The 22,330-nt window shown below is 69.5% G+C and carries 22 protein-coding genes; 11 read left to right on the top strand and 11 right to left on the bottom strand.

The genetic code is table 11. The features are described from left to right. Window positions 1-135: 135 nt before the first annotated feature. Entirely contained in the window at window positions 136-357 is a 222-nt protein-coding gene (locus MMG85_RS03200) for a rubredoxin (RefSeq protein ID WP_241044699.1), read from the bottom strand. A 35-nt stretch (window positions 358-392) separates the two neighbouring features. On the opposite strand from MMG85_RS03200, the gene thiE reads away from it, so the two are divergent. The 6 genes from thiE (at window position 393) to MMG85_RS03230 (ending at window position 6,208) form a co-directional block, all read left to right on the top strand. Then, window positions 393-1,031: a thiamine phosphate synthase gene (gene thiE / locus MMG85_RS03205; protein WP_241044700.1), complete on the top strand. Its 639-nt coding sequence runs from the start codon at window positions 393-395 to the stop codon at window positions 1,029-1,031. Window positions 1,032-1,133: 102 nt separating this feature from the next. Continuing rightward, window positions 1,134-2,426: a glutamate-1-semialdehyde 2,1-aminomutase gene (hemL, locus tag MMG85_RS03210; RefSeq protein WP_241044701.1), complete on the top strand. Its 1,293-nt coding sequence runs from the start codon at window positions 1,134-1,136 to the stop codon at window positions 2,424-2,426. Then, a complete protein-coding gene (locus MMG85_RS03215) occupies window positions 2,423-3,052 on the top strand; it encodes an HAD-IA family hydrolase (RefSeq protein ID WP_241044702.1) in 630 nt (209 codons plus the stop codon). Before hemL ends, MMG85_RS03215 begins: the two co-directional genes overlap by 4 nt. Window positions 3,053-3,122: 70 nt before the next feature. Continuing rightward, complete coding sequence (locus MMG85_RS03220) at window positions 3,123-4,238, top strand: DJ-1/PfpI family protein (RefSeq protein WP_241044703.1); 1,116 nt, start codon at window positions 3,123-3,125, stop codon at window positions 4,236-4,238. 18 nt (window positions 4,239-4,256) lie between these two features. Further along, window positions 4,257-4,931: a response regulator transcription factor gene (locus MMG85_RS03225; protein WP_241044771.1), complete on the top strand. Its 675-nt coding sequence runs from the start codon at window positions 4,257-4,259 to the stop codon at window positions 4,929-4,931. Then, on the top strand, window positions 4,928-6,208 hold the full coding sequence (locus MMG85_RS03230; RefSeq protein WP_241044704.1) for a HAMP domain-containing sensor histidine kinase: 1,281 nt from the start codon (window positions 4,928-4,930) through the stop codon (window positions 6,206-6,208). The genes MMG85_RS03225 and MMG85_RS03230 overlap by 4 nt, the downstream gene beginning before the upstream one ends. A 12-nt stretch (window positions 6,209-6,220) precedes the next feature. On the opposite strand, the gene MMG85_RS03235 is transcribed toward MMG85_RS03230, so the two are convergent. Continuing rightward, window positions 6,221-7,444 carry an acetylornithine transaminase gene (locus MMG85_RS03235; RefSeq protein WP_241044705.1) on the bottom strand — a complete coding sequence of 408 codons (1,224 nt, stop codon included), beginning with the start codon at window positions 7,442-7,444 and terminating at the stop codon, window positions 6,221-6,223. Between the two features lie 105 nt (window positions 7,445-7,549). Here MMG85_RS03235 and MMG85_RS03240 point away from each other — a divergent pair, with 105 nt between their 5' ends. After that, entirely contained in the window at window positions 7,550-8,434 is an 885-nt protein-coding gene (locus tag MMG85_RS03240; RefSeq protein ID WP_055940005.1) for an ion transporter, read from the top strand. A 9-nt stretch (window positions 8,435-8,443) separates the two neighbouring features. On the opposite strand, the gene MMG85_RS03245 is transcribed toward MMG85_RS03240, so the two are convergent. From MMG85_RS03245 to MMG85_RS03260, 4 genes are all read right to left on the bottom strand, one after another. Beyond that, window positions 8,444-8,980, bottom strand: coding sequence for a cysteine hydrolase family protein (locus MMG85_RS03245; protein WP_241044706.1), 537 nt, complete (start codon window positions 8,978-8,980; stop codon window positions 8,444-8,446). 24 nt (window positions 8,981-9,004) lie between these two features. Continuing rightward, window positions 9,005-9,442, bottom strand: coding sequence for a VOC family protein (locus tag MMG85_RS03250; protein WP_241044707.1), 438 nt, complete (start codon window positions 9,440-9,442; stop codon window positions 9,005-9,007). A 21-nt stretch (window positions 9,443-9,463) separates the two neighbouring features. Next, the gene (locus tag MMG85_RS03255) at window positions 9,464-10,282 is read right to left on the bottom strand and encodes an NAD(P)-dependent oxidoreductase (protein ID WP_241044708.1); all 819 of its coding nucleotides are present in this window, start codon (window positions 10,280-10,282) and stop codon (window positions 9,464-9,466) included. A 76-nt stretch (window positions 10,283-10,358) separates the two neighbouring features. Then, window positions 10,359-11,015 (bottom strand): phosphotransferase, encoded by a 657-nt coding sequence (locus MMG85_RS03260; protein WP_277399720.1) that lies wholly within the window; start codon window positions 11,013-11,015, stop codon window positions 10,359-10,361. A 69-nt stretch (window positions 11,016-11,084) separates the two neighbouring features. On the opposite strand from MMG85_RS03260, the gene MMG85_RS03265 reads away from it, so the two are divergent. Further along, on the top strand, window positions 11,085-13,094 hold the full coding sequence (locus tag MMG85_RS03265; RefSeq protein ID WP_241044709.1) for a bifunctional DedA family/phosphatase PAP2 family protein: 2,010 nt from the start codon (window positions 11,085-11,087) through the stop codon (window positions 13,092-13,094). A 104-nt stretch (window positions 13,095-13,198) separates the two neighbouring features. On the opposite strand, the gene MMG85_RS03270 is transcribed toward MMG85_RS03265, so the two are convergent. The 4 genes from MMG85_RS03270 to MMG85_RS03285 all read right to left on the bottom strand — a co-directional run bounded on the left by MMG85_RS03270 (window position 13,199) and on the right by MMG85_RS03285 (window position 18,670). Beyond that, window positions 13,199-13,777 carry an LON peptidase substrate-binding domain-containing protein gene (locus tag MMG85_RS03270; protein ID WP_241044710.1) on the bottom strand — a complete coding sequence of 193 codons (579 nt, stop codon included), beginning with the start codon at window positions 13,775-13,777 and terminating at the stop codon, window positions 13,199-13,201. Window positions 13,778-13,882: 105 nt separating this feature from the next. Then, window positions 13,883-15,268, bottom strand: coding sequence for a S8 family serine peptidase (locus tag MMG85_RS03275; RefSeq protein WP_241044711.1), 1,386 nt, complete (start codon window positions 15,266-15,268; stop codon window positions 13,883-13,885). Between the two features lie 239 nt (window positions 15,269-15,507). After that, entirely contained in the window at window positions 15,508-16,875 is a 1,368-nt protein-coding gene (gene mpl, locus MMG85_RS03280) for a UDP-N-acetylmuramate:L-alanyl-gamma-D-glutamyl-meso-diaminopimelate ligase (protein WP_277399711.1), read from the bottom strand. A gap of 85 nt (window positions 16,876-16,960) precedes the next feature. Further along, on the bottom strand, window positions 16,961-18,670 hold the full coding sequence (locus MMG85_RS03285) for a cellulase family glycosylhydrolase (RefSeq protein ID WP_241044712.1): 1,710 nt from the start codon (window positions 18,668-18,670) through the stop codon (window positions 16,961-16,963). A 185-nt stretch (window positions 18,671-18,855) separates the two neighbouring features. On the opposite strand from MMG85_RS03285, the gene MMG85_RS03290 reads away from it, so the two are divergent. Further along, complete coding sequence (locus MMG85_RS03290) at window positions 18,856-20,040, top strand: S1 family peptidase (RefSeq protein ID WP_241044713.1); 1,185 nt, start codon at window positions 18,856-18,858, stop codon at window positions 20,038-20,040. A gap of 73 nt (window positions 20,041-20,113) precedes the next feature. Here the strand turns inward: MMG85_RS03290 and MMG85_RS03295 are convergent, their stop codons facing one another. Further along, window positions 20,114-20,692 (bottom strand): adenylate kinase, encoded by a 579-nt coding sequence (locus tag MMG85_RS03295; protein ID WP_241044714.1) that lies wholly within the window; start codon window positions 20,690-20,692, stop codon window positions 20,114-20,116. A 121-nt stretch (window positions 20,693-20,813) separates the two neighbouring features. Between MMG85_RS03295 and MMG85_RS03300 the strand changes: the two genes are divergently transcribed. Together MMG85_RS03300 and MMG85_RS18410 are read left to right on the top strand one after the other, a co-directional pair. After that, window positions 20,814-22,070: a 6-phosphofructokinase gene (locus MMG85_RS03300; RefSeq protein WP_241044715.1), complete on the top strand. Its 1,257-nt coding sequence runs from the start codon at window positions 20,814-20,816 to the stop codon at window positions 22,068-22,070. Window positions 22,071-22,187: 117 nt separating this feature from the next. Then, window positions 22,188-22,322, top strand: coding sequence for a hypothetical protein (locus MMG85_RS18410; protein ID WP_277399712.1), 135 nt, complete (start codon window positions 22,188-22,190; stop codon window positions 22,320-22,322). Window positions 22,323-22,330 lie beyond the last annotated feature (8 nt).

The raw sequence follows: 22,330 nt of genomic DNA on the forward strand, positions 1-22,330 counted from the left end.
GGCGTCGCAACCTTCCCTCTGGCCGCAGGCCTTCCATCGCCGACATAGGTCCATCCTGCACCTGCGTTGAGGCGTGGACTTCCGACTGCCCCGGTCGCGACTCACGTCGCTCCTACAGGGAATGCAGGAAGCCGCCTACTCCAGCTCCACCATCTCGAAATCGTCCTTGCCCACGCCGCAATCGGGGCAGGTCCAGTCGTCCGGGATGTCCTGCCAGCGCGTGCCGGGGGCGATGCCTTCTTCGGGCAGGCCCTCGGCTTCGTCGTAGATGAAACCGCAGACCACGCACATCCAGGTGCGGAAGATGGTGGTGGTGGCGTCGGTCATCGGATAATGCCGGCTGGAAGGAGCGGCCATTGTCCCATCGCCGCCCACGCACCGGAAGTTCGCCGATGACCTCGCTGCCACCGTCCGTCCGCCGTGCCCGCGGGCTGTACCTGATCACCCCGGAAGAACCCGACACCGCGCGCCTGCTGGCCCGCGTGGCGGCGGTGCTGCCGCAGGCGACATGGCTGCAGTACCGGCAGAAGAACGCGGACGCCGGCCTCCGCCATGCACAGGCCACGGCACTGCAGGGGCTGTGCGCGCAGGCGGACGTGCCACTGATCATCAACGACGATGTCGCGCTGGCCGAGGCCGTCGGCGCCGCCGGCGTCCATCTGGGCGAAGACGATGGCGATCTCGCCGCGGCGCGCCGCCGCTTGGGCCCGCATGCCATCGTCGGCGCCTCGTGCTACGACGAAGCCGTGCTGGCCGAACGCGCCGTGGCCGCCGGCGCCAGCTATGTGGCGTTCGGCGCCTTCTTCCCGACCACCAGCAAGGTCACGACGCGACGCGCCATGCCCGCCCTGCTGACCAATGCCACGACGCTGGCGGTCCCGCGGGTGGCGATAGGCGGCATAACGCCGGACAATATGGGCCCGCTGGTCGCCGCCGGCGCCGACCTGGTCGCCGTGATCGGCGGCGTGTTCGAGGCGGCCGATCCGGTGGTTGCTGCGCAGGCCTACCGAGCCGAATTTGACCGAGCCTGATGCTCCTGTGGGAGCGACGTCAGTCGCGATGATGGGCCGATGGTGGTTCATCGCGACTGACGTCGCTCCCACAAGACGCCCCCTTTACTTCCCGGAATCCCCATGAACCACGACCAGTCCCACGCCCTCTTCACCCGCGCCCAAGCACTGCTGCCCGGCGGCGTCAATTCGCCGGTGCGCGCGTTCAAGTCGGTCGGGGGCGAGCCGTTCTTCGTGCAGCGCGCCGATGGCGCGTACCTGCATGACGTGGATGGCAACCGCTACATCGACTACGTGGGCTCGTGGGGCCCGATGATCGTCGGCCACAACCATCCGGCCGTACGCGACGCCGTGCAGGCCGCCATCCAGAACGGCCTGTCGTACGGCGCGCCCTGCCCGGCCGAAGTGACGATGGCCGAGACCATCACGCGGCTGGTGCCGTCGTGCGAGATGGTGCGCATGGTCAACTCCGGCACCGAAGCCACGCTGTCGGCGATCCGGCTGGCGCGCGGCGCCACCGGCCGCAACCGCATCGTCAAGTTCGAGGGTTGCTACCACGGCCACGGTGATTCGTTCCTGGTGAAGGCCGGCAGCGGCATGCTGACGCTGGGCGTGCCGACCTCGCCCGGCGTGCCGGCCGGCCTCAGCGAACTGACGCTGACGCTGAGCTACAACGACTTCGAGGGCGCGACCGCGCTGTTCGAGCAGTGCGGCAGCGAGATTGCCTGCCTGATCATCGAACCCGTCGTCGGCAACGCCAACTGCCTGCCGCCGCGCGAAGGCTATCTGCAGCACCTGCGCGCGCTGTGCACGCAGCATGGCGCGCTGCTGATCTTCGACGAAGTGATGACCGGCTTCCGCGTGGCCCTCGGCGGTGCGCAGGCGCACTACGGCATCACCCCCGACCTCAGCACCTTCGGCAAGATCATCGGCGGCGGCATGCCGGTGGGTGCGTACGGCGGCCGCCGCGACCTGATGCAGCAGATCGCACCCGCCGGCCCGATCTACCAGGCCGGCACGCTGAGCGGCAATCCGGTGGCGATGGCCGCGGGTCTGGCGATGCTGGAGCTGATCCAGGCGCCGGGCTTCCACGACGGTCTCGCCGCCGCGACGGCGACGTTGTGCGAAGGCATGCAAGCCGCCGCGCGCGAGGCCGGCGTGCCGCTGACCACCACGCGCGTCGGCGCGATGTTCGGCCTGTTCTTCACCGACCAGCAGGTCGACACCTACGCCCAGGCCGTGGCCTGCGACACCGCCGCGTTCAACCGCTTCTTCCACGCCATGCTGGAGCGCGGCGTGTACCTGGCGCCGTCGGCGTTCGAGGCCGGCTTCATGTCCAGCGCGCATACGCCGGAGGTGATCGAGGCGACGCTGGCCGCCGCGCGCGAAGCCTTCAAGGTCGTCGCCGCGGCATGAAGCCCCGCATCCACCAGGTGCTGTTCGATTTCGACGGCGTCCTGGCGCACTACCGGCACGAGGTGCGCATCGCGCACCTCGCGGCGCACGCCGGCTGCGAACACGAGCATGTGCGTACGACGCTGTTCGTCTCCGGGCTGGAAACCGAGTACGACAGCGGCGCCATCGACACCGCGACCTACCTGCGACGGCTGGGCGAAGGTCTCGGCGCGACGATCGACGAAGCCGCCTGGATCGCTGCGCGGATGGCCGCCAGCACCGCGCTCGACGACGTGCTGGCACGCATCGCCGCACTGCACGCGGACGTGACGATGGGCGTACTGACCAACAACGGCGCGCTGATGGCGCAGGCCATTCCGCGCATCGTCGCGCCGCTGGCGACCCGCATCGAAGGCCGGGTGCTGACCAGCGGCGGCCTGCAGCGGCGCAAGCCGGCACCGTCCACGTTCACGCATGCACTCGACCTGCTCGGCTGGGACGCGGCGAGCACGCTGTTCGTCGACGATCTGTTCACCAACGTGCAGGGCGCACGCGAGGCCGGCCTGCATGCGGAGACCGTGTCCGACGGGCGCAGCCTGGGCAAGGCGCTGAAGCGGTACGTGTTCGGGCCGCAGACCGGCTGGTGAGCCGCACCTTTTGACGCTTGATTGATGCCGCGACAGGACACTGGTGGCCACTCACCGGAGACCTGCCGTCATGTCCTTCCCCGCACGCATCCTGCTGGCCGGCCTGCTGCTCGCCGCCATCGCACCGCTCCACGCCGGCGAGGCCGGCCGCCTCCTGATCGTCGTCAGTGGCGAAGGCCGCGAGCAGGGCAAGACGCGTCCCGGCTACGAATTCGATGAACTCTCGCAGGCCTGGCTGATCTTCAAGGCGAACGGCTTCGCGGTCGACGTCGCCAGTCCGCAGGGCGGTGGGGTGGAAGCCGACAAGTACAACCCACAGGAACCGTTCAATGCGGCCCTGCTCGCCGACGCCGACGCCATGCGCGTGCTGGCCGACACGCGGAAGACCGGCGACGTGAAGGCGACGGACTACACCGCCGTCTACGTGGTCGGTGGCAAGGGGGCGATGTTCGACCTGCCGCGCGACCCGGCGCTGCAATCGCTGCTGGCCGATGCGTACGATGGCGGCGCAGTGATCGGCGCGGTCTGCCATGGTCCGGCCGCGTTGGCCGACGTGCGCCTGCGCAATGGCGCCTCGCTGGTGCACGGCAGGAACGTCACCGGCTTCACCAACGAAGAGGAAGCCCTGTTCGGCAAGCGCTGGGCGAAGGAATTCCCGTGGCTGCTGGAAGACAGGCTGCGCGAGCGCGGCGCGCGCTGGCAGGAGGCGCCGCTGATGATGTCGAAGGTGGTCGTCGACGGGCGCCTGGTCACCGGCCAGAACCCCTACTCCACACCGGCCGTCGCCGAAGCCATCGTGCGCGCCACCGGCCGCACGCCGGTCGCCCGCACGCCCTGGCGCGACGAGTTGACGATGGCGCTCGCGGCGCAGGCGCGCGACGGGCGCGCGCAGGATGTCGCCGAAGCCCTGGCCAAGGACACGGCGCGCTACCACGTCGACCTGCTCGGACTGCTGGGCTATTACCAGGCGCAGGCCGCGTCCGGCGACGACGACGTGCGGCATGCGCTGCAGCTGATGCAACTGGCGATGCCGTACATGGCGCAGCCGCAGCTGAAACTGGGCGCCGCCGAGGCCCACCTGCGACTGGGCGAACGGGAACAGGCCAGGGCCCTGGTGCAACGCGTGCTGGCCGCCACGCCCGACATGGCGGAAGCTAAGGCCCTCCTGCAACGCATCGACGGCTGAACCGTGACGCCTTCCCCGCTGCGCCTCCTGGTGATCGAGGACAACCCGCTGCTGCGCGCACAGCTGCACGGGCTGCTGTCGGCGGAAGGCATCGAGGCCGACTTCGCCGGCGATGGCTTGAGCGGGCTGCAGATGGCATTGGCCTCGCCGCCGGACGTGCTGGTGCTGGATCTCGGCCTGCCGGGCCTGGATGGCGTGCGCCTGTGCGAGCGCCTGCGCGCCGAAGCCGACCGCCACGTGCCGGTGCTGATGCTGACCGCGCGCGATGCGCTGGACGACAAGCTGCAGGGGTTCCGCGCCGGTGCCGACGACTACCTGGTGAAGCCGTTCGCCGGCGCGGAACTGCTGGCGCGCTGCATCGCGCTGTCGCAGCGGCACCGCGCGGGCCAGACGCACGTATTGCAGATCGGCACGCTGCACATCGATCGACGCCACGGCCGCGCGACCCGCGACGGACGCGAGCTGGAGCTGCACGCTACCAGCTACCAGATCCTGCTGGCGCTGGCCGAAGCCTGGCCGCGCACGCTGACCCGCAGCGACCTGGTGCAGCGGTTGTGGGACGACGCGCCGCCGGAGTCGGATCCGCTGCGCACCCATCTCTACCTGCTGCGGCAGGTGCTGGACAAACCCTTCGCCACGCCGATGCTGAAGACCGTGCACGGCGTCGGCTTCCGGCTGGAAACCGACGCATGACGACGTCCCGCCTGCCGCGCCGTCGCCTGCGCAATCGCCTGATGCTGGCGTTCGCCGGCTTCACCGTGCTGGTCGCCACCGTGTTCGCGCTGTACCTGCTGCTGTTCGTGTACGCGGTGGAAGACCAGTTGTTCGAGACCATGCTGGACCGCGAAGTCGCCGCGCAGCAGGCCTACCACCGGGAACACGGCCGCTGGACCACGCCGCGCGACGGCTTCATGTCGGTGGTGGCGACGACGTCGGCCCTGCCGGACGGCATCGGCGACGTGCTGCGCGCGGAGCCGCGCCGACGCGAATTCGCCGGCGCCGACGGCCGTCATTACCACCTGCGCCCGCTGCGTTCGCCCACTGCGGATGTTCAGCCCGCGTGGCTGGTCGCCGAAGTCAGCACGCTGCTCGTCGTCCGGCCGATGCGCGCGCAGATCCTGCAACTGCTGGCGTGGTCCGGCATCGCGATGGTGGCGCTCGCTTTGCTGCTGGGCGGTTGGCTGGCGCGCCGCACCACCGCACCGCTGTCGCGGCTGGCCGATGCCGTGGGCGACGCCACGCCGGAGCGGCTGCCGCCGGGCTTCGCCGCCGGTTTCCCGGACGACGAGGTGGGCGTGGTCGCGCGCCGGCTCGACGACCTGATCGCACGCGTGCGCGACTTCGTCGAGCGCGAGCGGGAATTCACCCGCGATGCCAGCCACGAACTGCGCACACCGCTGACGGTGATCCGCACCGCGACGGAGCGGCTGGGCATGGAATCCGGCCTCTCCGACGCGGCGCGGCGCCACGTGGATCACATCGCGCAGTCGTCACTCCACCTGGAGCAGACCGTGGCGCTGCTGCTCTCGCTGGCGCGGGAGCAGACCTCCACCGAAGCGGCGCTGTCGGTGCCGGTGCTGCCGCTGCTGGAACGCGTCATCGTCGAGCAGTCGCCGCTGCTGGAGCACAAGCCCGTCGAGGTGCAGGTCGATGTCGCGACCGACGTCGTCGCCACGCTGCCGGCGACCGTGCTGAACATCCTGCTGTCGAACCTGGTCGGCAACGCCTTCGCCCACACCCGCGACGGGCGCATCGTCATCGACATGGAAGACCGCACGCTGCGCATCGCCAACCCCGGCCACGGCGTGCGCGAGGAGGACTTCGCGCCCTTCGCCAAGGGCGCCGACAGCAACGGCTTCGGACTGGGGCTGTCGATCGTGCGGCGCCTGTGCGAACGGCACGGCATCGCGCTGCGGATCGACGGCGTGTCCGGCCAGACGGTCGCGCGGCTTACCCTGCCGGCGACCTGACCGCATCACCGCTCAGGCGGCGAAGGCACGCAAGGCCGCGTGCAGGCGGGCCAGCCCGTCGGCCACTTCCGCGTCGGTGATGTTGAGCGACGGCACGAAGCGCAGCACGTCGGGGCCGGCCTGCAGCATCAGCAGGCCCTGCGCCGCGGCCAGGTCCAGGACTTCGCCGGCACGCCCTGCGTACTTCGCATTCAACACCGCGCCCAGCATCAGGCCGCGGCCACGCACCTGCGAGAACAGGCCGAGTTCGGCATTGATCGCGTCCAGTCCCTTGCGCAGCGCCGCCGACTGCCGCGCCACGTTGTTGGCGATCTGCGGGGACGCCAGCTTGCGCAGCGCGACGCGCGCCACCGCCGCCGCCAGCGGGTTGCCGCCGAAGGTGGTGCCGTGCGCGCCGAACTGCATCACCCCGGCCACCCTGGGACCGGCCAGCATCGCGCCGATGGGAAAACCACCGCCCAGCGCCTTGGCCAGCGTCACGATGTCCGGCACCACGCCATCCTGCCAGTGCGCGAACAAGGTGCCGGTGCGACCCATGCCGGCCTGGATCTCGTCCAGCACCAGCAGCGCGCCGTGGTGGTCGCACAACTCGCGCACGCCGCGCAGGAAGCCGGACGCGGCCGGCATCACGCCGCCCTCGCCCTGCACCGGTTCCAGCATCACCGCCGCCACGTCGCCGCAGGACATGGCGATCTCGAGCTGGGTCAGGTCGTTGAAGTCGACGTAGCGGAAACCGCCCGGCAGCGGTTCGTAGCCTTCCTGGTACTTGGGCTGCGCGGTCGCGGTGACGGCGGCCAGGGTGCGACCGTGGAAGCTGCCGCGGAAGGTCACGATGACGCGCTGGTCCGGCGCGCGTCCTTGCGAGGACGCCCACTTGCGCACCAGCTTGATCGCCGCCTCATTCGCTTCCGCACCGGAATTGCACAGGAATACGCGCTCGGCGAAGCGCGAGGCGGTGACCAGTTCCTCGGCCAGCCGCAGCGGCGGCTCGCTGTAGAAGACGTTGCTGGTGTGCCACAGCTTGCCGGCCTGTTCGGTCAGCGCGGCGACCAGGTCAGGATCGTTGTGGCCCAGGCCGCAGACGGCGATGCCGGCGGACAGGTCCAGGTACTCGCGGCCCTCGCTGTCCCACACCCGTGCGCCCTGGCCGCGCTCCAGGATCACCTCGCGCGGGCGGTAGACCGGCAGGTAGTAGCGCTGTCCGTTCGACAGCAGGTCGGAAGTCGTGGCGCTCATGAGCAGGCGGGCAGCAGGACGGGGAACGTATTGTGACGCATGCGGGCAGGCGCCGCAGGCGGGCCGCAAGGCAGGCAGCGACGCGTTGGTGCATCATGGCGCCCCATGAAGTTCCAGCCGCGCCTGTTCTCGGACCCCCAGCTCAATCCCGCCACCGAGGACGGCTGGCGACGGCGCTGGTTCGACATCATCTACCGGCACGACACGCCGCCATCGCGCAATTTCGACCTGGTGCTGGTGCTGGCCATCCTCGCCAGCGTCATCGTCATCATGCTGGACAGCGTGCAGTCCTTCCACGCGCGCCACGCCGGCGTGCTTTACGCGCTGGAATGGGCGTTCACGCTGCTGTTCACCGCCGAATACGCGCTGCGCCTGGCGACCGTGCGGCGACCGCTGCGCTACGCGGTCAGCATCTGGGGCATCATCGACCTGCTCTCCATCCTGCCCACGTACCTGTCGGTGCTGGTGCCGGGGGCGCAGAGCCTGCTGGTGGTGCGCATCCTGCGCATCCTGCGGCTGTTCCGCATCCTCAAGCTGACCCAGTACGTCGAAGAGAGCGGGCAGCTGGTGGGCGCGCTGTGGCGCAGCCGGCGCAAGATCTTCGTCTTCGTCTGCGCGGTGCTGACGCTGGTGGTCATCTTCGGTGCCCTGATGTACGTGGTCGAGGGCCCCGAGCACGGCTTTACCAGCATTCCCACCAGCATGTACTGGGCCATCGTGACGATGGCGACCGTCGGCTTTGGCGATATCGCGCCACAGACCACCGCCGGCCGCGCGATCACCTCGGTGCTGATCCTGATCGGTTACAGCATCATCGCCGTGCCCACCGGCATCTACACGGCGGAACTGGCCAGCAGCCTGCGCGAGGCCTCGCACGAGCGCGGCCACCTGGACCGTCGCGGTTGCCCGGAATGCGGGCTGGAAGGCCACGATCCCGACGCCCTGCACTGCCGCAACTGCGGTTCGCGGCTGCACGCCCCGATGGGCTGACGCCGGCGCTCAGCCGGCGAAGGCGATCTCGGCCGCCGGCAGCGCGCGGATGCCCACGCCGAAGCTGCGGATGGCAGGCAGCGTGGCGTTGTGGTGGGCACGGATCTGCGCGGCGTCGGCGTGCGCCTTGTCATGGGTGGTGTGCGCATCCGACGCCAGCACCACGTGGTAGCCGTGCGCGGCGGCGCTGCGCGTGGTGGTGTCCACGCAGAACTCGGTGGCGTAACCGCACAGCACCACGCCTTCCACGCCACAGAACGACAGCACCTCATCCAGCCCGGTGCGCAGGAAGGCATCCGGCGTGGTCTTGCGGATGCGGTGGTCGCCCTCGACGACCCGCAGGCCCGGGTGCAGCGCCCAGCCCGTCGATTCGGCTTCCAGGTCGCCGGCCCGCTCGTGCTGGACGAAGACCACCGGGGCGGCCGCCTCGCGCGCCTTGTCCGCCAGCGCGTTGATGCGCGCGATCACCGCATCGGCATCGGCCGGCGGCGGTTGCGGCTCGAACAGGCCACGCTGCACGTCGATCACGACCAGGGCGAGATTCATCTTGCGGGCTCCTCGTTCGGCTGCCTACCAGCTTCCCGTATTCGCCATCGAAAGCCAAGGCTCCTGCGGCGGCAACGCCGCGCCCTTCTGCAGCAGTTCGATGGAGATCAGGTCCGGCGTGCGCACGAACGCCATGCGCCCGTCCCGCGGCGGACGGTTGATGGTGACGCCCTGCGACTGCAGGTGCGCGCACAGCGCATAGATGTCGTCGACCTCGAAGGCGAGGTGGCCGAAGTTGCGCGCACTGCCGTACTGCTCGGGCGGCGTGCCGTCTTCCGGCGGCCAGTTGTAGGTCAGCTCGATCTCCGCCTCCGGATTGGCCGGCGCGCCGAAGTACACCAGCGTGAAGCGGCCTTGCGGGCTCTCCATGCGACGGGTTTCGGTCAGGCCCAGGCCTTCGGTGAGGAAACGGCCCGTGGCGTCAAGATCGTGGACGCGGATCATCGCGTGCAGGTATTTCATGGCGTCGGCTCGGTGGGGTGGTCAGTCAAGGAAGAGGTCGGGCAGCAGCGCCTGCGACGGATCGACCGCATACGGCGCGAAGTCGCTGACGCCCGCCTCGCGCAGCACGTCCTCGTCGATCAGGAACTGCCCGTGGAAACCGCGGGCCTCGCGCACCAGCACCGCATGCGCGGCATCGGCGACGATCTGCGGGGTGCGGCAGCGCGGGATGTCCACGCCGGGAATCATGTTCAACGCATCGGTGGCGATGATGGTGCGCGGCCACAGCGCATTGACGGCGATGCCCTGCGGACCGAACTCGCCAGCCAGTCCCAGCGTGACGAAGCTCATGCCCATTTTCGCCAGCGTGTAGCCGGTATGCGGCGCCCACCACTTCGGGTCCAGCGTGGGCGGCGGCGCCAGCGTCAGGACGTGCGGGTTGGCCGCCTGCCTGAGGTAAGGAAGCACAGCCTGCGCGCAGAGGAAACTGCCGCGCGCGTTGACCTGCTGCATCAGGTCGAAGCGCTTCATCGGCGTGTCCAGCGCACCGGCCAGCCAGATGGCGCTGGCGTTGTTGACCAGGATGTCGATGCCGCCGAAGGCATCGGCGGTGGCGGCCATCGCCGCCTTCACCTCGTCCTCCTCGCGGATGTCGCACTTCAGCGCCAGCCCGCGGCCGCCGCCCTCGTTGACCGCCTGCGCGGCGGTGTGGATGGTGCCGGGCAGTTTCGGATTCGGCACGGACGACTTGGCCGCGATCGCCACGTTGGCGCCATCGCGCGCCGCGCGCAGGGCGATGGCCAGGCCAATACCGCGCGAGGCGCCGGTGATGAAGAGGGTCTTGCCGGCGAGGGTCGTCATGTGGGGAACGCATCCAGGAAACGGGTGAAGTCCGTGTGCCGGATTCTACTCGCTCCTCTTCCCTCACCCCTCGCTCCTAGGGTTTCGGTCCCTGCCCTTCGTTGTCTTCCCACTTCAGCAGGCGACGGGTAATGAAGCGGTAGACCGGCTTGCCAGTACGGAACCACAGATCGCGCAACCACGACGTGCGCTTGAGCACGCGCTTCTCCACCGGCGTCAGCGACGCGCCGCAGTACATCCGCTTGTGCTTGAGCAGATGGCGCAGGTCCTGGCGTGCAAGCAGGCGCATCCAGCGCGAGCGCGGATCGCCACGGGTGGCGAGCTGGAAATCGATGATCGCCGGGCGGCCGTCTTCCAGCACCAGCCAGTTGGCTTCCTTGGCCAGGTCGTTGTGGGCGATGCCGCGACGATGCAACTGCTGCAGCAACCGGCGCGCGCTGCGGAAGTAGGCCAGGTCGCCGCGCGGGGGGCGCTGGTACATCGCCGCGCCTTCCATGTAGCTGCGGTCCAGCCGGCGGCCGGTCCAGTCGAGCAGCTGCGGCACGTCGGCCATGCCGGCGACCTGGCGCAGCGCCAGCGCCTCGCGCCGCGCCAGCCACCACGCCGGCAACCGCAGCCATAACGGAACGTGCGCGAGGTCACGCCTTACGAACGGACCCTGCGGCCCCTGCATCAAGGAGATGCGGCCGAAGCTGTCGGCCTTGAGTGCGGCGATTTCGGAAGGCGAGCGCAGATCCACGGCGGCATTCTACCGTCCATAGGTCGCAGACGCCGGTCAGCTCCCGCCGCCTATAATCCGTCGATGGAAGCCTCCTGGTTCGACAACCTGCTGGCCTGGATCAGCGCGCATCCCGTGGCCGCGGGCCTGGTGATCTTCGCCATCGCGTTCTGCGATGCGGTGATCATCATCGGCGCGATCGTGCCGGCGCTGCCGCTGCTGTTCGCGGTCGGCGTGCTGATCGGGCTGGGCGAGATCTCCGGACCCTATGCCGTGGCCTGCGCCACGCTCGGTGCACTGGTCGGCGACGCGACCAGCTACTGGATCGGTCATCGCTGGGGCCAGCAGCTGCGCACCGTGTGGCCGTTCCGCAAGTACCCGCAACTGCTGGACCGCGGCGAACTGCTGTTCCGCCGCAACGCGTGGAAGAGCATCTTCATCGCGCGCTTCGTCGGTCCGATCCGCCCGTTCGTGCCCGCCGTCGCCGGCATCTCGCGCATGCCGCTGCGGCGCTATGCCGTGGCCAGTGCCGCCGCGTGCATCGCGTGGGCGGCGGCGTTCCTGCTGCCCGGCTGGGTGCTGGGCCACGCCTACGACGCCGTGGCCGCCGTCGCCGGCCGCCTGGCGCTGGTGCTGGGGCTGCTGGTGGTGGTGATCGCGCTGGCGTGGGCGCTGGTGCTGTACACCTACCGCTGGTTCGCCGCGCACGCCGATGCGCTGCTGGCGCGTGCGCTGGCGTGGTCGCATGCGCATCCGGTGCTGGGCCGCTACACGGCCGCGGTGTTCGAGCCGACGCGGCGCGAATCCGTGCCGCTGGCCCTGCTGGCCATCCTGCTGCTGGCCATCGTCTGGGTGTGGTTCGCGTTCCTGGTCATCGTGATCGGCCACGGCGAACCGCTGGCGGTCGACCTGTGGGTCTACGAACTGATGCGCGCGCTGCGCAACCCGCTGGCGGACCATCCGCTGGCCGCGCTGGCCTCGCTGGGCGACGAGCAGGTGCTGGCGCCGGCCTCGCTGCTGGTGCTGGGCTACCTGTGCTGGCGCAAGCGCTGGATGGCGGCCGCCCACTGGCTGGCGGCGATCGCCTTCGGGCTGGCGCTGACGGCATGGCTGGGTGCCTCGGTGGACATCCCCAAGCCGCCAAGCGTCAGCAGCGGCTTCGGCTTCCCGTCCATCGCGGTGACGATGTCGACCATCACTTTCGGCTTCTTCGCCGTGCTGATCGCGCGCGAACTGCCGGGGCGCACGCGCGTCTGGCCCTACCTGGTGTCGGGCATCGTGGTGGCGCTGATCGGCTTCGCCCGCATCTACCTGGGCGCGCATTGGCTCAGCGACGTGGTCGGCGGCATGTTGTTCGGCCTGGTCTGGCTGCTGGTGCTGGGCATCGCCTACCGCCGCCGCATGGTGCGCTCGTTCTGGATCAAGCCGATCGCGTGGCTGTTCTATGGCAGCTTCGTGCTGGCCGGCCTGTGGCATGCGCCGCGCAACGTCGGGCACATGCTGGCGCAGTTCCAGACGCCGGTGACCGAACGCAGCGTCGACCTGCAGGCGTGGTGGAGCGAGGGTTGGCAATCGCTGCCGGGACGCCGCAACGAATTCGACGACGAACAGCGCTGGCCGCTGGATGTGCAGGTCGCCGGTCCGCTGGCCCCGCTGAAAGCCAGCCTGGCCGCCGACGGCTGGCGCGAGCAGCCGCAGGCCGGCTGGGAAGAGGCGCTGAACCTGCTCGACAGCGATCTGCCCGACGACCAACAGCCCGTGCTGCCCGCCACGCTGGACACGCGCGCCGAAAGCCTGCTGATGCTGCGCAAGGGCGCGCAGCCCGGCGAGGTGCTGGTGCTGCGCCTGTGGCCGGCCGACACGCGCCTGCAGCCCGGCGACATGCCGTTGTGGATCGGCAGCGCGCAGGTGCTGCAGCAGCAGCGCGCGTTCAACCTGATCCGCCTGTGGCGGCCCTTGCGCGAGGCGCGCACGGCGCTGGACGCGGTGACGCAGGCGACCTCGGACCTCGACCACGCCATCGCGCCGCATCCGGATTCCGGATTGCCGGTGCTGCGCCTGCGTACGGGCGGCGAGCAGATCCCGACACCCTGAACCTTCCGAAGAGAACGTAGAGCGGAGCTTGCTCCGCTTGCCTGTCGGCGACCCGAGAGCTCGAAGACTACGCAGCCGAGCAAGCTCGGCTCTACAGGATGGCGTCAGTCGATCCACTCCAGCAGCCGCTGCAGCCGCGCGTTCACATCGTCCTCCTGCAGCAGCGACACGCGCTGCTGCGGGGTGATCGGCAACACCTGCGCCAGCCGCCAGCCGACCCAGCCGGCATGCTCGAACACACGGGCGGGCAGCTTGCTGATGTCGGTACCCACCTTTTCCATCATCGTCTGCAGCAGGGTGCCCAGCAGCGCGTGCTCGGGCAGGATCTCGAAGTCCTCATCCGGACGCAGCCATTCCACGTCCGCCACGACCAGCCCGTTGTCGCGCACGCGCGTGCGCATCACGTGGAAGCGCCGATGGCCGCGCACGCGCAGCGACAGCAGCCCGTCCTCGCCCATGTCGAAGTTCTCGATCCGCGCCTCGACGCCGTACGCCGCCGGCGTTGCCGGCCCGCCCGCCTCGTTGCCGTCGAGGATCAGGCAGACGCCGAAACCCGTGCTGGCACGTCCGCAATCCCGCACCAGGTCCAGATAGCGCCGCTCGAAAATGCGCAGGTCCATCGCGGCGCCGGGCAACAGCACCTTGTGCAGCGGAAACAGCGGAAGCGATTCGACCGTCGTCATGCGCGCAGTGTACCGAGCGGCTTTCGGGACCGGGAAGCCTGCAACGAAGACGGCCACGCCGTTGCCGACGTGGCCGTCTGCCTGCGGGCGCGGAACGTCAGTGCGTCACTGCGTTACCGCACGACGTGCATTGACGCGCCCGGCGCCGAATGTCTCGTCGTTGCCCGGCTTGCCCAGGTCGTCCGCCGACGCGCGCAGCATGCGTTCCACCGCCGCCGGCGACAGTTCGCCGCCGTGCTTGCCGATGATGAGCGCCGCCACGCCCGCGACATGCGGCGCCGCCATGCTGGTACCGGCGGACCAGCCGTAGCCGCCGGTGCCGGAGGTGGTGCTGAACACCATGTCCCAGACCCAGCATGCGCGGGTGATGCCCTTGAAGGTGCAGTTCTCGGTGCCCGGGTAATCGAAGTTGCCGCCCGGGGCGCCGAAATCGATCGCCGACTGGCCGTAGTTGCTGTAGCTGGCGCGGATGTCGAAGTCGGCACCGGCGGTGTCCTTCAGCCACGCGATCGGCCCCAGCGCGCTTACCGTGATGACGCCCGGCAGCTGGCCCGGGAACGAACGCAGGTTGACCGTCGTGCAGGTGCCGTCGGTGTCGCAGACGCGGCCGCTGTCCTGGTCCAGGTCGCGGCCGTCGTTGCCGGCGGAGGCCACCACCGTGGCGTTCTGCTTGTTGGCATAGCGCACGGCGCGCGCGGTGGCGTTGACCAGTTCGGCCACCTCGCTGCCGCCCACCTGCAGGCCGCCGTTGACACCCAGGCTCATGTTGATGACGTCGGCGCCGACGTCGGCCGCATGCACGATGCCCTGGATGATGCCGGCGAACGAACCGCTCCCGGTGACGGGATTCAGCACCTTCACCGCGATCAGTTCGGCTTCCGGCGCAACGCCTATCGTGCCGATGCCGTTGTCCGCCGCGCCGATGGTGCCCATCACGTGCGTGCCGTGCGTGCTGCCGCTGGTGTTGCAGTAGGTCTGCCCGGCGATGAACGACGCCGACTTGGCGACGTTGAGGTTGGGGATGATGTCCACGTGCGCGCAGTACACGCCGGAGTCGAGCACCGCGACCGTCGCGCCGCGACCGCGGTAGCCGGCGTTCCATGCGCCGGCGGCGTCGATGGCCGCGTGGCCCCACTGGAAGTCGAAGAAGCTGTCGTTGTCGCCGGAGGCGGGCGGATTAGCATAGTCGGCGGTGACCTGTTCGGCCGCGACGGGCAGATCGAACGTGATCGCCACGTCGGGCACGGCCGAGCGCACGGCCGGAATGCGCCCGGCGACGGATGCGAAGGCGGGGTTGTCCGACTCGACGATCGCCACGCCGATCTGCGGCAGCGTCGCCACGATGCGGCCGCCGGCCGCCTCCACCTTGCGTGAGAGCTGGCCGTCGAAACTGTTCGAGTTGGCGGTCACGACGTAGGTCGTCGCGTAGGCGGCGCCGGCATAGCCGAACACACCGAGCGCCACGACGATGGCGCGGGCAATCTGCTGCATGGAAAACCTCCGAGTGTGGTTGAAAGCACGGTGTCCCCCGTGCCGCACCACTCTAGGTCGCCCCTCGGCCGCTTGCCGCCCACGTAAGGCAGCGCAGGAACGGCCACGCACTGGTCAGATCACGCTTCATCTGGAAAGCCGCGCCGCAATGCATTCCGCACACCGCCGAGACCGCATGGCGGCCGCAGGGAGGGCAACGCCCATGCTGCGCCGCCGCAGTATCCCGCGCGAGCGTACGGCTAGGCGCGTGTCGCCGACAGCGCCGCCAGGAAGCGCCGCGGCGCGCCGTCGAAACCGCCGTTCGACATGAACACCACGTGGTCGCCCGGGCGCACCTGGGTCTTCAACGCGGCGATGAGCGCATCGACATCGGGCACGGTGCGCGCATCGCCACGGATGGCCGCGACGATCCTGCCGGCATCCCAGGCGAGTTCCGGGCGGTGGAGGAAGACGACCGCGTCCGCGATGTCGAGCGACGGCGCCAGCGCTTCGGCGTGCGCACCGGAGCGCATCGAATTGCTGCGCGGTTCCATCGCCACCAGGATGCGGGCCTTGCCGACCCGGGCACGCAGGCCCTCGAGCGTGGTGTGGATGGCGGTGGGGTGGTGGGCGAAGTCGTCGTAGACGGTGACGCCATCGTGCTGGCCGATCACTTCCAGCCGCCGCTTCACGCTGCGGAACGCCGCCAGCGCCGGCAGCACGGTGGTGATGTCGACGCCGACCGCATGGCAGGCGGCCAGCGCGGCCAGGCCGTTGAGCACGTTGTGGCGGCCGAGCATCGGCCAGTGCACTTCGCCGACCTCCACGCCGTTGTGGCGCACCGCGAACGCGCTGCCATCCTCGCGGATCAGGCGCGCGCTCCACTCCAGCGAGGCGTCGAAGCCGAAACGCTCGACCGGCGTCCAGCAACCCATCGCCAGCACCTCCGCCAGACGGGCATCCTCGCCGTTGACGATCAGGCGGCCACGGCGCGGCACCGTACGCACCAGGTGGTGGAACTGGCGCTGGATCGCGGCCACGTCGGGGAAGATGTCGGCGTGGTCGTATTCCAGGTTGTTGAGGATGGCGACCAGCGGGCGGTAGTGGACGAACTTGCTGCGCTTGTCGAAGAACGCAGTGTCGTATTCGTCGGCTTCGACGACGAACTCGCGCCCGCCGCCGATGCGCGCGGACGCACCGAAGTCCTCGGCCACGCCGCCGATCAGGAAGCCCGGCGAACGGCCCGCCGCGTCCAGCAGGTAGGTCAGGATGCTGGTGGTGGTGGTCTTGCCGTGCGTGCCGGCGACGGCCAGCGTGTCGCGGCCGGGCAGCACGCGCTCGGACAGCCACTGCGCGCCGGAGATGTAGCGCCGCCCCTGGTCCAGCACCGCCTCGACGGCCGGGTTGCCGCGCGACAACGCGTTGCCGATGACGATCTCGTCGCAGTCCGGCGCGATGTTCTGCGGCTGGTAGCCCTGCGCCAGCGCGATGCCCAGCGTTTCCAGCTGGGTCGACATGGGCGGGTAGATGGCCTGGTCGCTGCCTTCGACGGTGTGGCCGAGTTCGCGGGCCAGGGCGGCCACGCCGCCCATGAAGGTGCCGGCGATGCCGAGGATGTGGATCTTCAAGACTGCGCTTCCGGAAGGGGTCGGCGAACTTTATCCGAGCGCGCCCGGTTCGGCACGTTCCGCCGGGCGCGGGCGTGACGCGGGTTCAACGGGAAAAATGCAGGGCCTGCAGATCCAGGCCATCGCTTTCGGCCTTCACCACCAGCGTGTTGCGCCCGGGCGCAAGCACCAGCCTACCGAAGCCCTGCGCACGCTCCACCGCCGGCACCGGCACGCCATTGAGGACCAGCGACAGCCGGCCCTCGCCTCGCCCGTCCAGCGCCAAACGGTAGAGACCACCGTTCTCGGCGTCGAAGGTGTACTTCAGCCACTCGCCACGTTGCAGGCCGGCGACGTGGAGCGTGCCGTTGTCGCCCTTGCCCAGATCGACACCGTCGTTGCGGTAGGTCATCGCCGGGTTCCACACCACCCGCTCGCCGCCATCGGAGATGTGGTGGTTGGCCGGCGTCAGGTCGTGATAGGCCACGCCGTTGCGGCCCATGTCGAAATCGATGGCGGCGATCGTACCGCCCGCCTCGCCGATCGCGTGCGCCTTGAACGGCACCGACTGGTCCGAATGCGGCGCGCGGAACAGCGCGTCGATCACGTCCGGATGCTGCACGTTGTTCTCGTGGCGCACGTCCTCGCGGGCGAAGCGCATCAGCGCGTCTTCGGCGGCCTCCGCCGACGGACGGGGACCCTCGCCCTTCCAGTACGCCAGCACCTGGCGATAGCCGTCGTTGGGGACGACCTGCAGCGGATTGTTGTAGCGGATCTTCTTCAGCGGCCACCACGCCCAGCCGATGCCCTCGCCTTCCACCAGCGCCACGGTGCGCGCGAACCAGTCGTTGGAGTTCTCGCCGGTCTCGCCCAGCCACAGCGGCATCCGGTGCTTGTCGCGCAGCGCCAGCGAGTCCGCGATGCTGTCGCGGGTGGTGACGTTCCAGTACTTGTGGAAGCTGATCACCAGGTTGTCGTCCCACGGGCCGTCATCCAGCACACCGCGGTAGTTGTTGCCCCAGCAGTTGCCCTCGATGACGATGATGTGGCGCGTGTCGACCTCGCGGATCGCGCGGGTGGTGCGCACCAGCAACTCTTTCAGCGGCGCGTTGCCGTTATCCTTGCAGCCATTGGTGTCGGTCTTGTCGGCGAAGCCCCAGTTCGGCTCGTTGATGATGTCGTAGGCGGCGATGTAGGGCTCGTCCTTGTAGCGCTGCGCGAGCTTCTTCCACAGCGCCACCATCTTGTCCTGGTGGCGCGGGTCGTCCCACAGCGACGGCTGGGCGGGATCGCGGTCGGCGATGTTGTGGTCGTTGCCCTGCCCGCCGGGCGCGGCATGCAGGTCGAGGATCACGTAGAGATCGTTGGCCTTGGCCCAGACCAGCAGTTCGTCGGTACGGCGGAAGCCTTCTTCCACCCACGTCTGCCGGCCGGGGACCGGCTCCTGTTCCACCGGCAGCGTGTACAGCGCGTAGTGCATCGGCAGCCGCACCGAGTTGAAACCCCAGCGCGCCATCGCATCGATGTCGGCCTTGGTGGTGTGGTTGTCGCGCCATGCCTGGTAGAACGCGTCGGCCTTCTCCGGTCCGATCAGGTCGGCGATGCGCGCATGGATGCTGCGCTGCGTGCCCACGCCGTCGATGTCCAGCATGTAGCCCTCCTGCAGCATCCAGCCGCCCAGGCCCATGCCGCGCAGGATCACCGGCTTGCCGCTGGCATCGACGATCTGCGTGCCCTGCGTGCGCAGGAAATCCTTGGCCATGCATGCCGGCGACGCGAGCAGGGCGGCCAGCAGCACGAGGACGATTCTCTTCATCGAAACAGCTCCGAAAACAGGCGCGTACCGGACGTTACAGAGGACGCCATCAACTCACAATCCGCGCGTGCGGAAAGTGGTAGGTTGCGGCGGCGGTTACGAGAACCGAAGGAGGCGTCCCCCACGCCGTCCCCAGGCAGCCCCAGGTGCGAACCGCGCCACCCGTCCATCCCAGGAGCACCTGCATGCGTCAGATCGTTTCCTCCGCACGTCCCGCCTCGGCCCCGTTCGCTCTCGCCGCCGCGCTCGCCTTGGCCATCGGCCCGGCGATGGCCTCCGAGCCCGATTCCGCACTCGCATCGGCGATGAAGCGCGACCTCGGCCTGTCCGAACAGCAACTCGGCCAGTACCTGAAGGTCGAGCGCCTCACCGCGCAGCAGGAAAGGATCGCGGCACAGGCCCAGGGCCGAGGTTTCGCCGGCAGCTGGATCGAGCGCTCGCCCTCGGGCGATTTCCGCTGGGTCGTCGCTACCACCTCCGCCAGCGGTCGCGCCGTCGCCGGCGCCGAGATGCGGCAGGTGCGCCACAGCCTCGACGCGCTGGGCAACGCCAAGGCGCGGCTCGACGACGTCCTGGCGCAGGGCGGTCGCGCACCGGCCGGCGTCTACGGCTGGTACGTGGACGTCAAGACCAACAGCGTGACGGTCAACGTGGCGCCGGGGGCGGACGAGGCGGCGGTGGACTTCGTGGCCCGCAGCGGCGCCGATGCGTCGACCCTGCGCTTCCAGACCATGGCCGATGCGCCGCGCCCGCTGGCCACGCTGCAGGGCGGCAGCGAGTATCTGTCCACCACGACCAGCGGCTCCTACTACTGCTCGGTCGGCTTCTCGGTGACGCGCAACGGCGCCAAGGGCTTCGCGACCGCCGGCCACTGCGGCGACGCCGGCGATGGCGCCGCCGTCCTGGTGAGGCGCTCGCTGAGCCGCATCGGCACCTTCCAGGCGTCCAGCTTCCCCAACAACGACATGGCCTGGGTGCAGGTGGATGCGGCGCATACGCTGCTGCCCTCGGTCAGCGGCTATGGGGCGGGCGATGTCGCCGTGCGCGGCAGCCTCGAAGCGCCGGTGGGCGCGGCGGTCTGCCGCTCCGGCCGCACCACGGGCTGGAAGTGCGGCGTCATCGAAGCCAAGAACGTCTCGGTCAGCTACGGCGCCGACGGCACGGTGAACGGCACGACCCAGGTGAAGGTCTGCGCCGAGGGTGGCGACTCCGGCGGCTCCTTCATCACCAGCGCCGGCCAGGGCCAGGGCGTGCTGTCCGGCGGCAACTACAGCTGCAAGGGCAAGCAGGCGAAGCTGGCGACCAGCTACTTCCAGCCGCTCAATCCGCTGCTGCAGGCGTACGGGCTGACGCTCTCGACCACGCCCTGACCGCCAACCCATGCGCCAACGAAAACGCCCCGGCAAGCCGGGGCGTTTTCATGTGCGGATACCGCCGCCGGCCTCAGCCGACCGCCTTCTCCGGCGCGATCGATTCGGTGATGCGGGTGAACACCTCGTCCAGCGAGCCGACGCCATCGACGACGGTCAGTTCGCCCTGCTGGCGGTAGAAATCGATCACTGGCGCGGTCTGGTCGGTGTAGACCTGCAGGCGCTTGCGCACCGATTCGGGATTGTCGTCGGCACGGCCTTCGGCCTGGGCGCGGCCGGCGATGCGCTCGACCAGCAGGTCGGTGGGCACGTCCAGCTGCACGGCGAAATCGAACTTCTGCCCCAGCTTGGCCAGCAGCTGGCCCAGCGCAGCGGCTTGCACCAGGTTGCGCGGATAGCCGTCGAGGATAAAGCCGGAGCGGGTGTCGTCGCGGGACAGGCGGTCTTCCAGCATGCCCAGCAGGATGTCGTCGCTGACCAGTTCGCCGCGCGCCATCACTTCCTTGGCCTGCAGGCCCAGCGGGCTGCCGGCGGCCACTTCGGCGCGCAGCAGGTCGCCGGTGGAAATATGCGGTACCTGCAGGTAGTCCTTCAGGCGCGCCGCCTGAGTGCCCTTGCCCGACCCGGGTGGGCCCAGTAGAACCAATCGCATGCTGTAACTCCCGAAACTGGAATCCTGCGGGCGGTGGACCGCGCCGGGCGCCGGGCGCCGCGCTGCACCGCGTCATCTGTGTGAAGCTTACCGCATCCCCGCACCCCGGAACGAACCCCACATGGCGTCTGGCACCCTACTTTATGCGCAGTCCGGCGGTGTCACCGCCGTCATCAACGCCTCCGCCTCGGCGGTCATCACCGAAGCGCGCGCCCGCAAAATCAAGGTCTTGGCCGCGCGCAACGGCATCCTCGGCGCGCTGCGCGAGGAGCTGATCGACACCAGCAAGGAGTCGGCCGCCGCCATCCGCGCGCTGGCCCACACGCCGGGCGGCGCCTTCGGCAGCTGCCGGGTCAAGCTCAAGTCGCTGGACGCCGACCGCGCCAAGTACGAACGCCTGCTGGCGGTGCTGAAGGCGCACGACGTGCGCTACTTCCTCTACAACGGCGGCAACGATTCGGCCGATACCGCCTGGAAGGTGTCGCAGCTGGCGCAGGCCTTCGACTACCCGCTGACCTGCATCGGCGTGCCGAAGACGGTGGACAACGATCTCGCGGTCACCGACACCTGCCCGGGCTTCGGCTCTGCGGCCAAGTACACGGCCGTCTCCGTGCGCGAGGCCGCGCTGGACGTGGCCGCGATGGCGGAGACGTCCACCAAGGTCTTCGTCTACGAAGCCATGGGCCGGCACGCCGGCTGGCTGGCCGCGGCCGCCGGCCTGGCCGGACAGTCGCGCGACGAAGCACCGCACCTGATCCTGTTCCCCGAGCGCCCGTACGATGAAACCGACTTCCTCGCCCAGGTGAAGAAGACGGTGGACCGCGTGGGCTGGTGCGTGGTGGTGGCCAGCGAAGGCATCCAGTACGCCGACGGCCGTTTCGTCGCCGATGCCGGCGGCGGCAAGGATTCGTTCGGCCACACCCAGCTCGGCGGCGTGGCGTCGTATCTGGCTGGCCGGGTGAAGGACCAGTTGGGCCTGAAGGTGCACTGGACCCTGCCCGACTACCTGCAGCGCTCGGCGCGCCACATCGCCTCGAAGACCGACTGGGAACAGGCGCAGGCAGTCGGCAAGGCGGCGGTGCAGTACGCACTGAAGGGCCAGAACGCGGTGATGCCGGTGATCGTGCGCACCTCCGATGCGCCGTTCCGCTGGAAGATCGAAGCCGCGCCGCTGTCGAAGGTCGCCAATCACGAGAAGAAATTCCCGCCGGGCTTCATCCGCAAGGATGGTTACGGCATCACCGACAAGGCGCGCGCGTACCTGCAGCCGCTGATCCGCGGCGAAGCCTATCCGCCCTACGGCACCGACGGCCTGCCGAAGTACGTGGCGCTGAAGAACGTGGCGGTGAAGAAGAAGCTGCCGGCGTGGGAAGGCTGAGGTACGCGTTGCTGGGCGAGCGTGGGGCCGTGCTCCAGGCGGGATGACTTCAGGCACCGTCGCCGCCTGGGTGGCGGTGCTAGCGTGCCCGCTGTCACCCCGCCACCGGAGGCGCGCATGTTCCGCAAAGTGCTCATCGGCCTGTTGGCCGTTGCCCTCGGCCTGGCCATCGCAGGCGCCGGCTACCGCTTCGGCCAGTACCTGGCGCAGAAGGACAACGCGAACAGTCCGACGGCTTCCGCCGAGGCCTGAACCCGTGC

The organism is Pseudoxanthomonas sp. LH2527 (assembly GCF_022539275.1).
Classification (GTDB): domain Bacteria; phylum Pseudomonadota; class Gammaproteobacteria; order Xanthomonadales; family Xanthomonadaceae; genus Pseudoxanthomonas_A.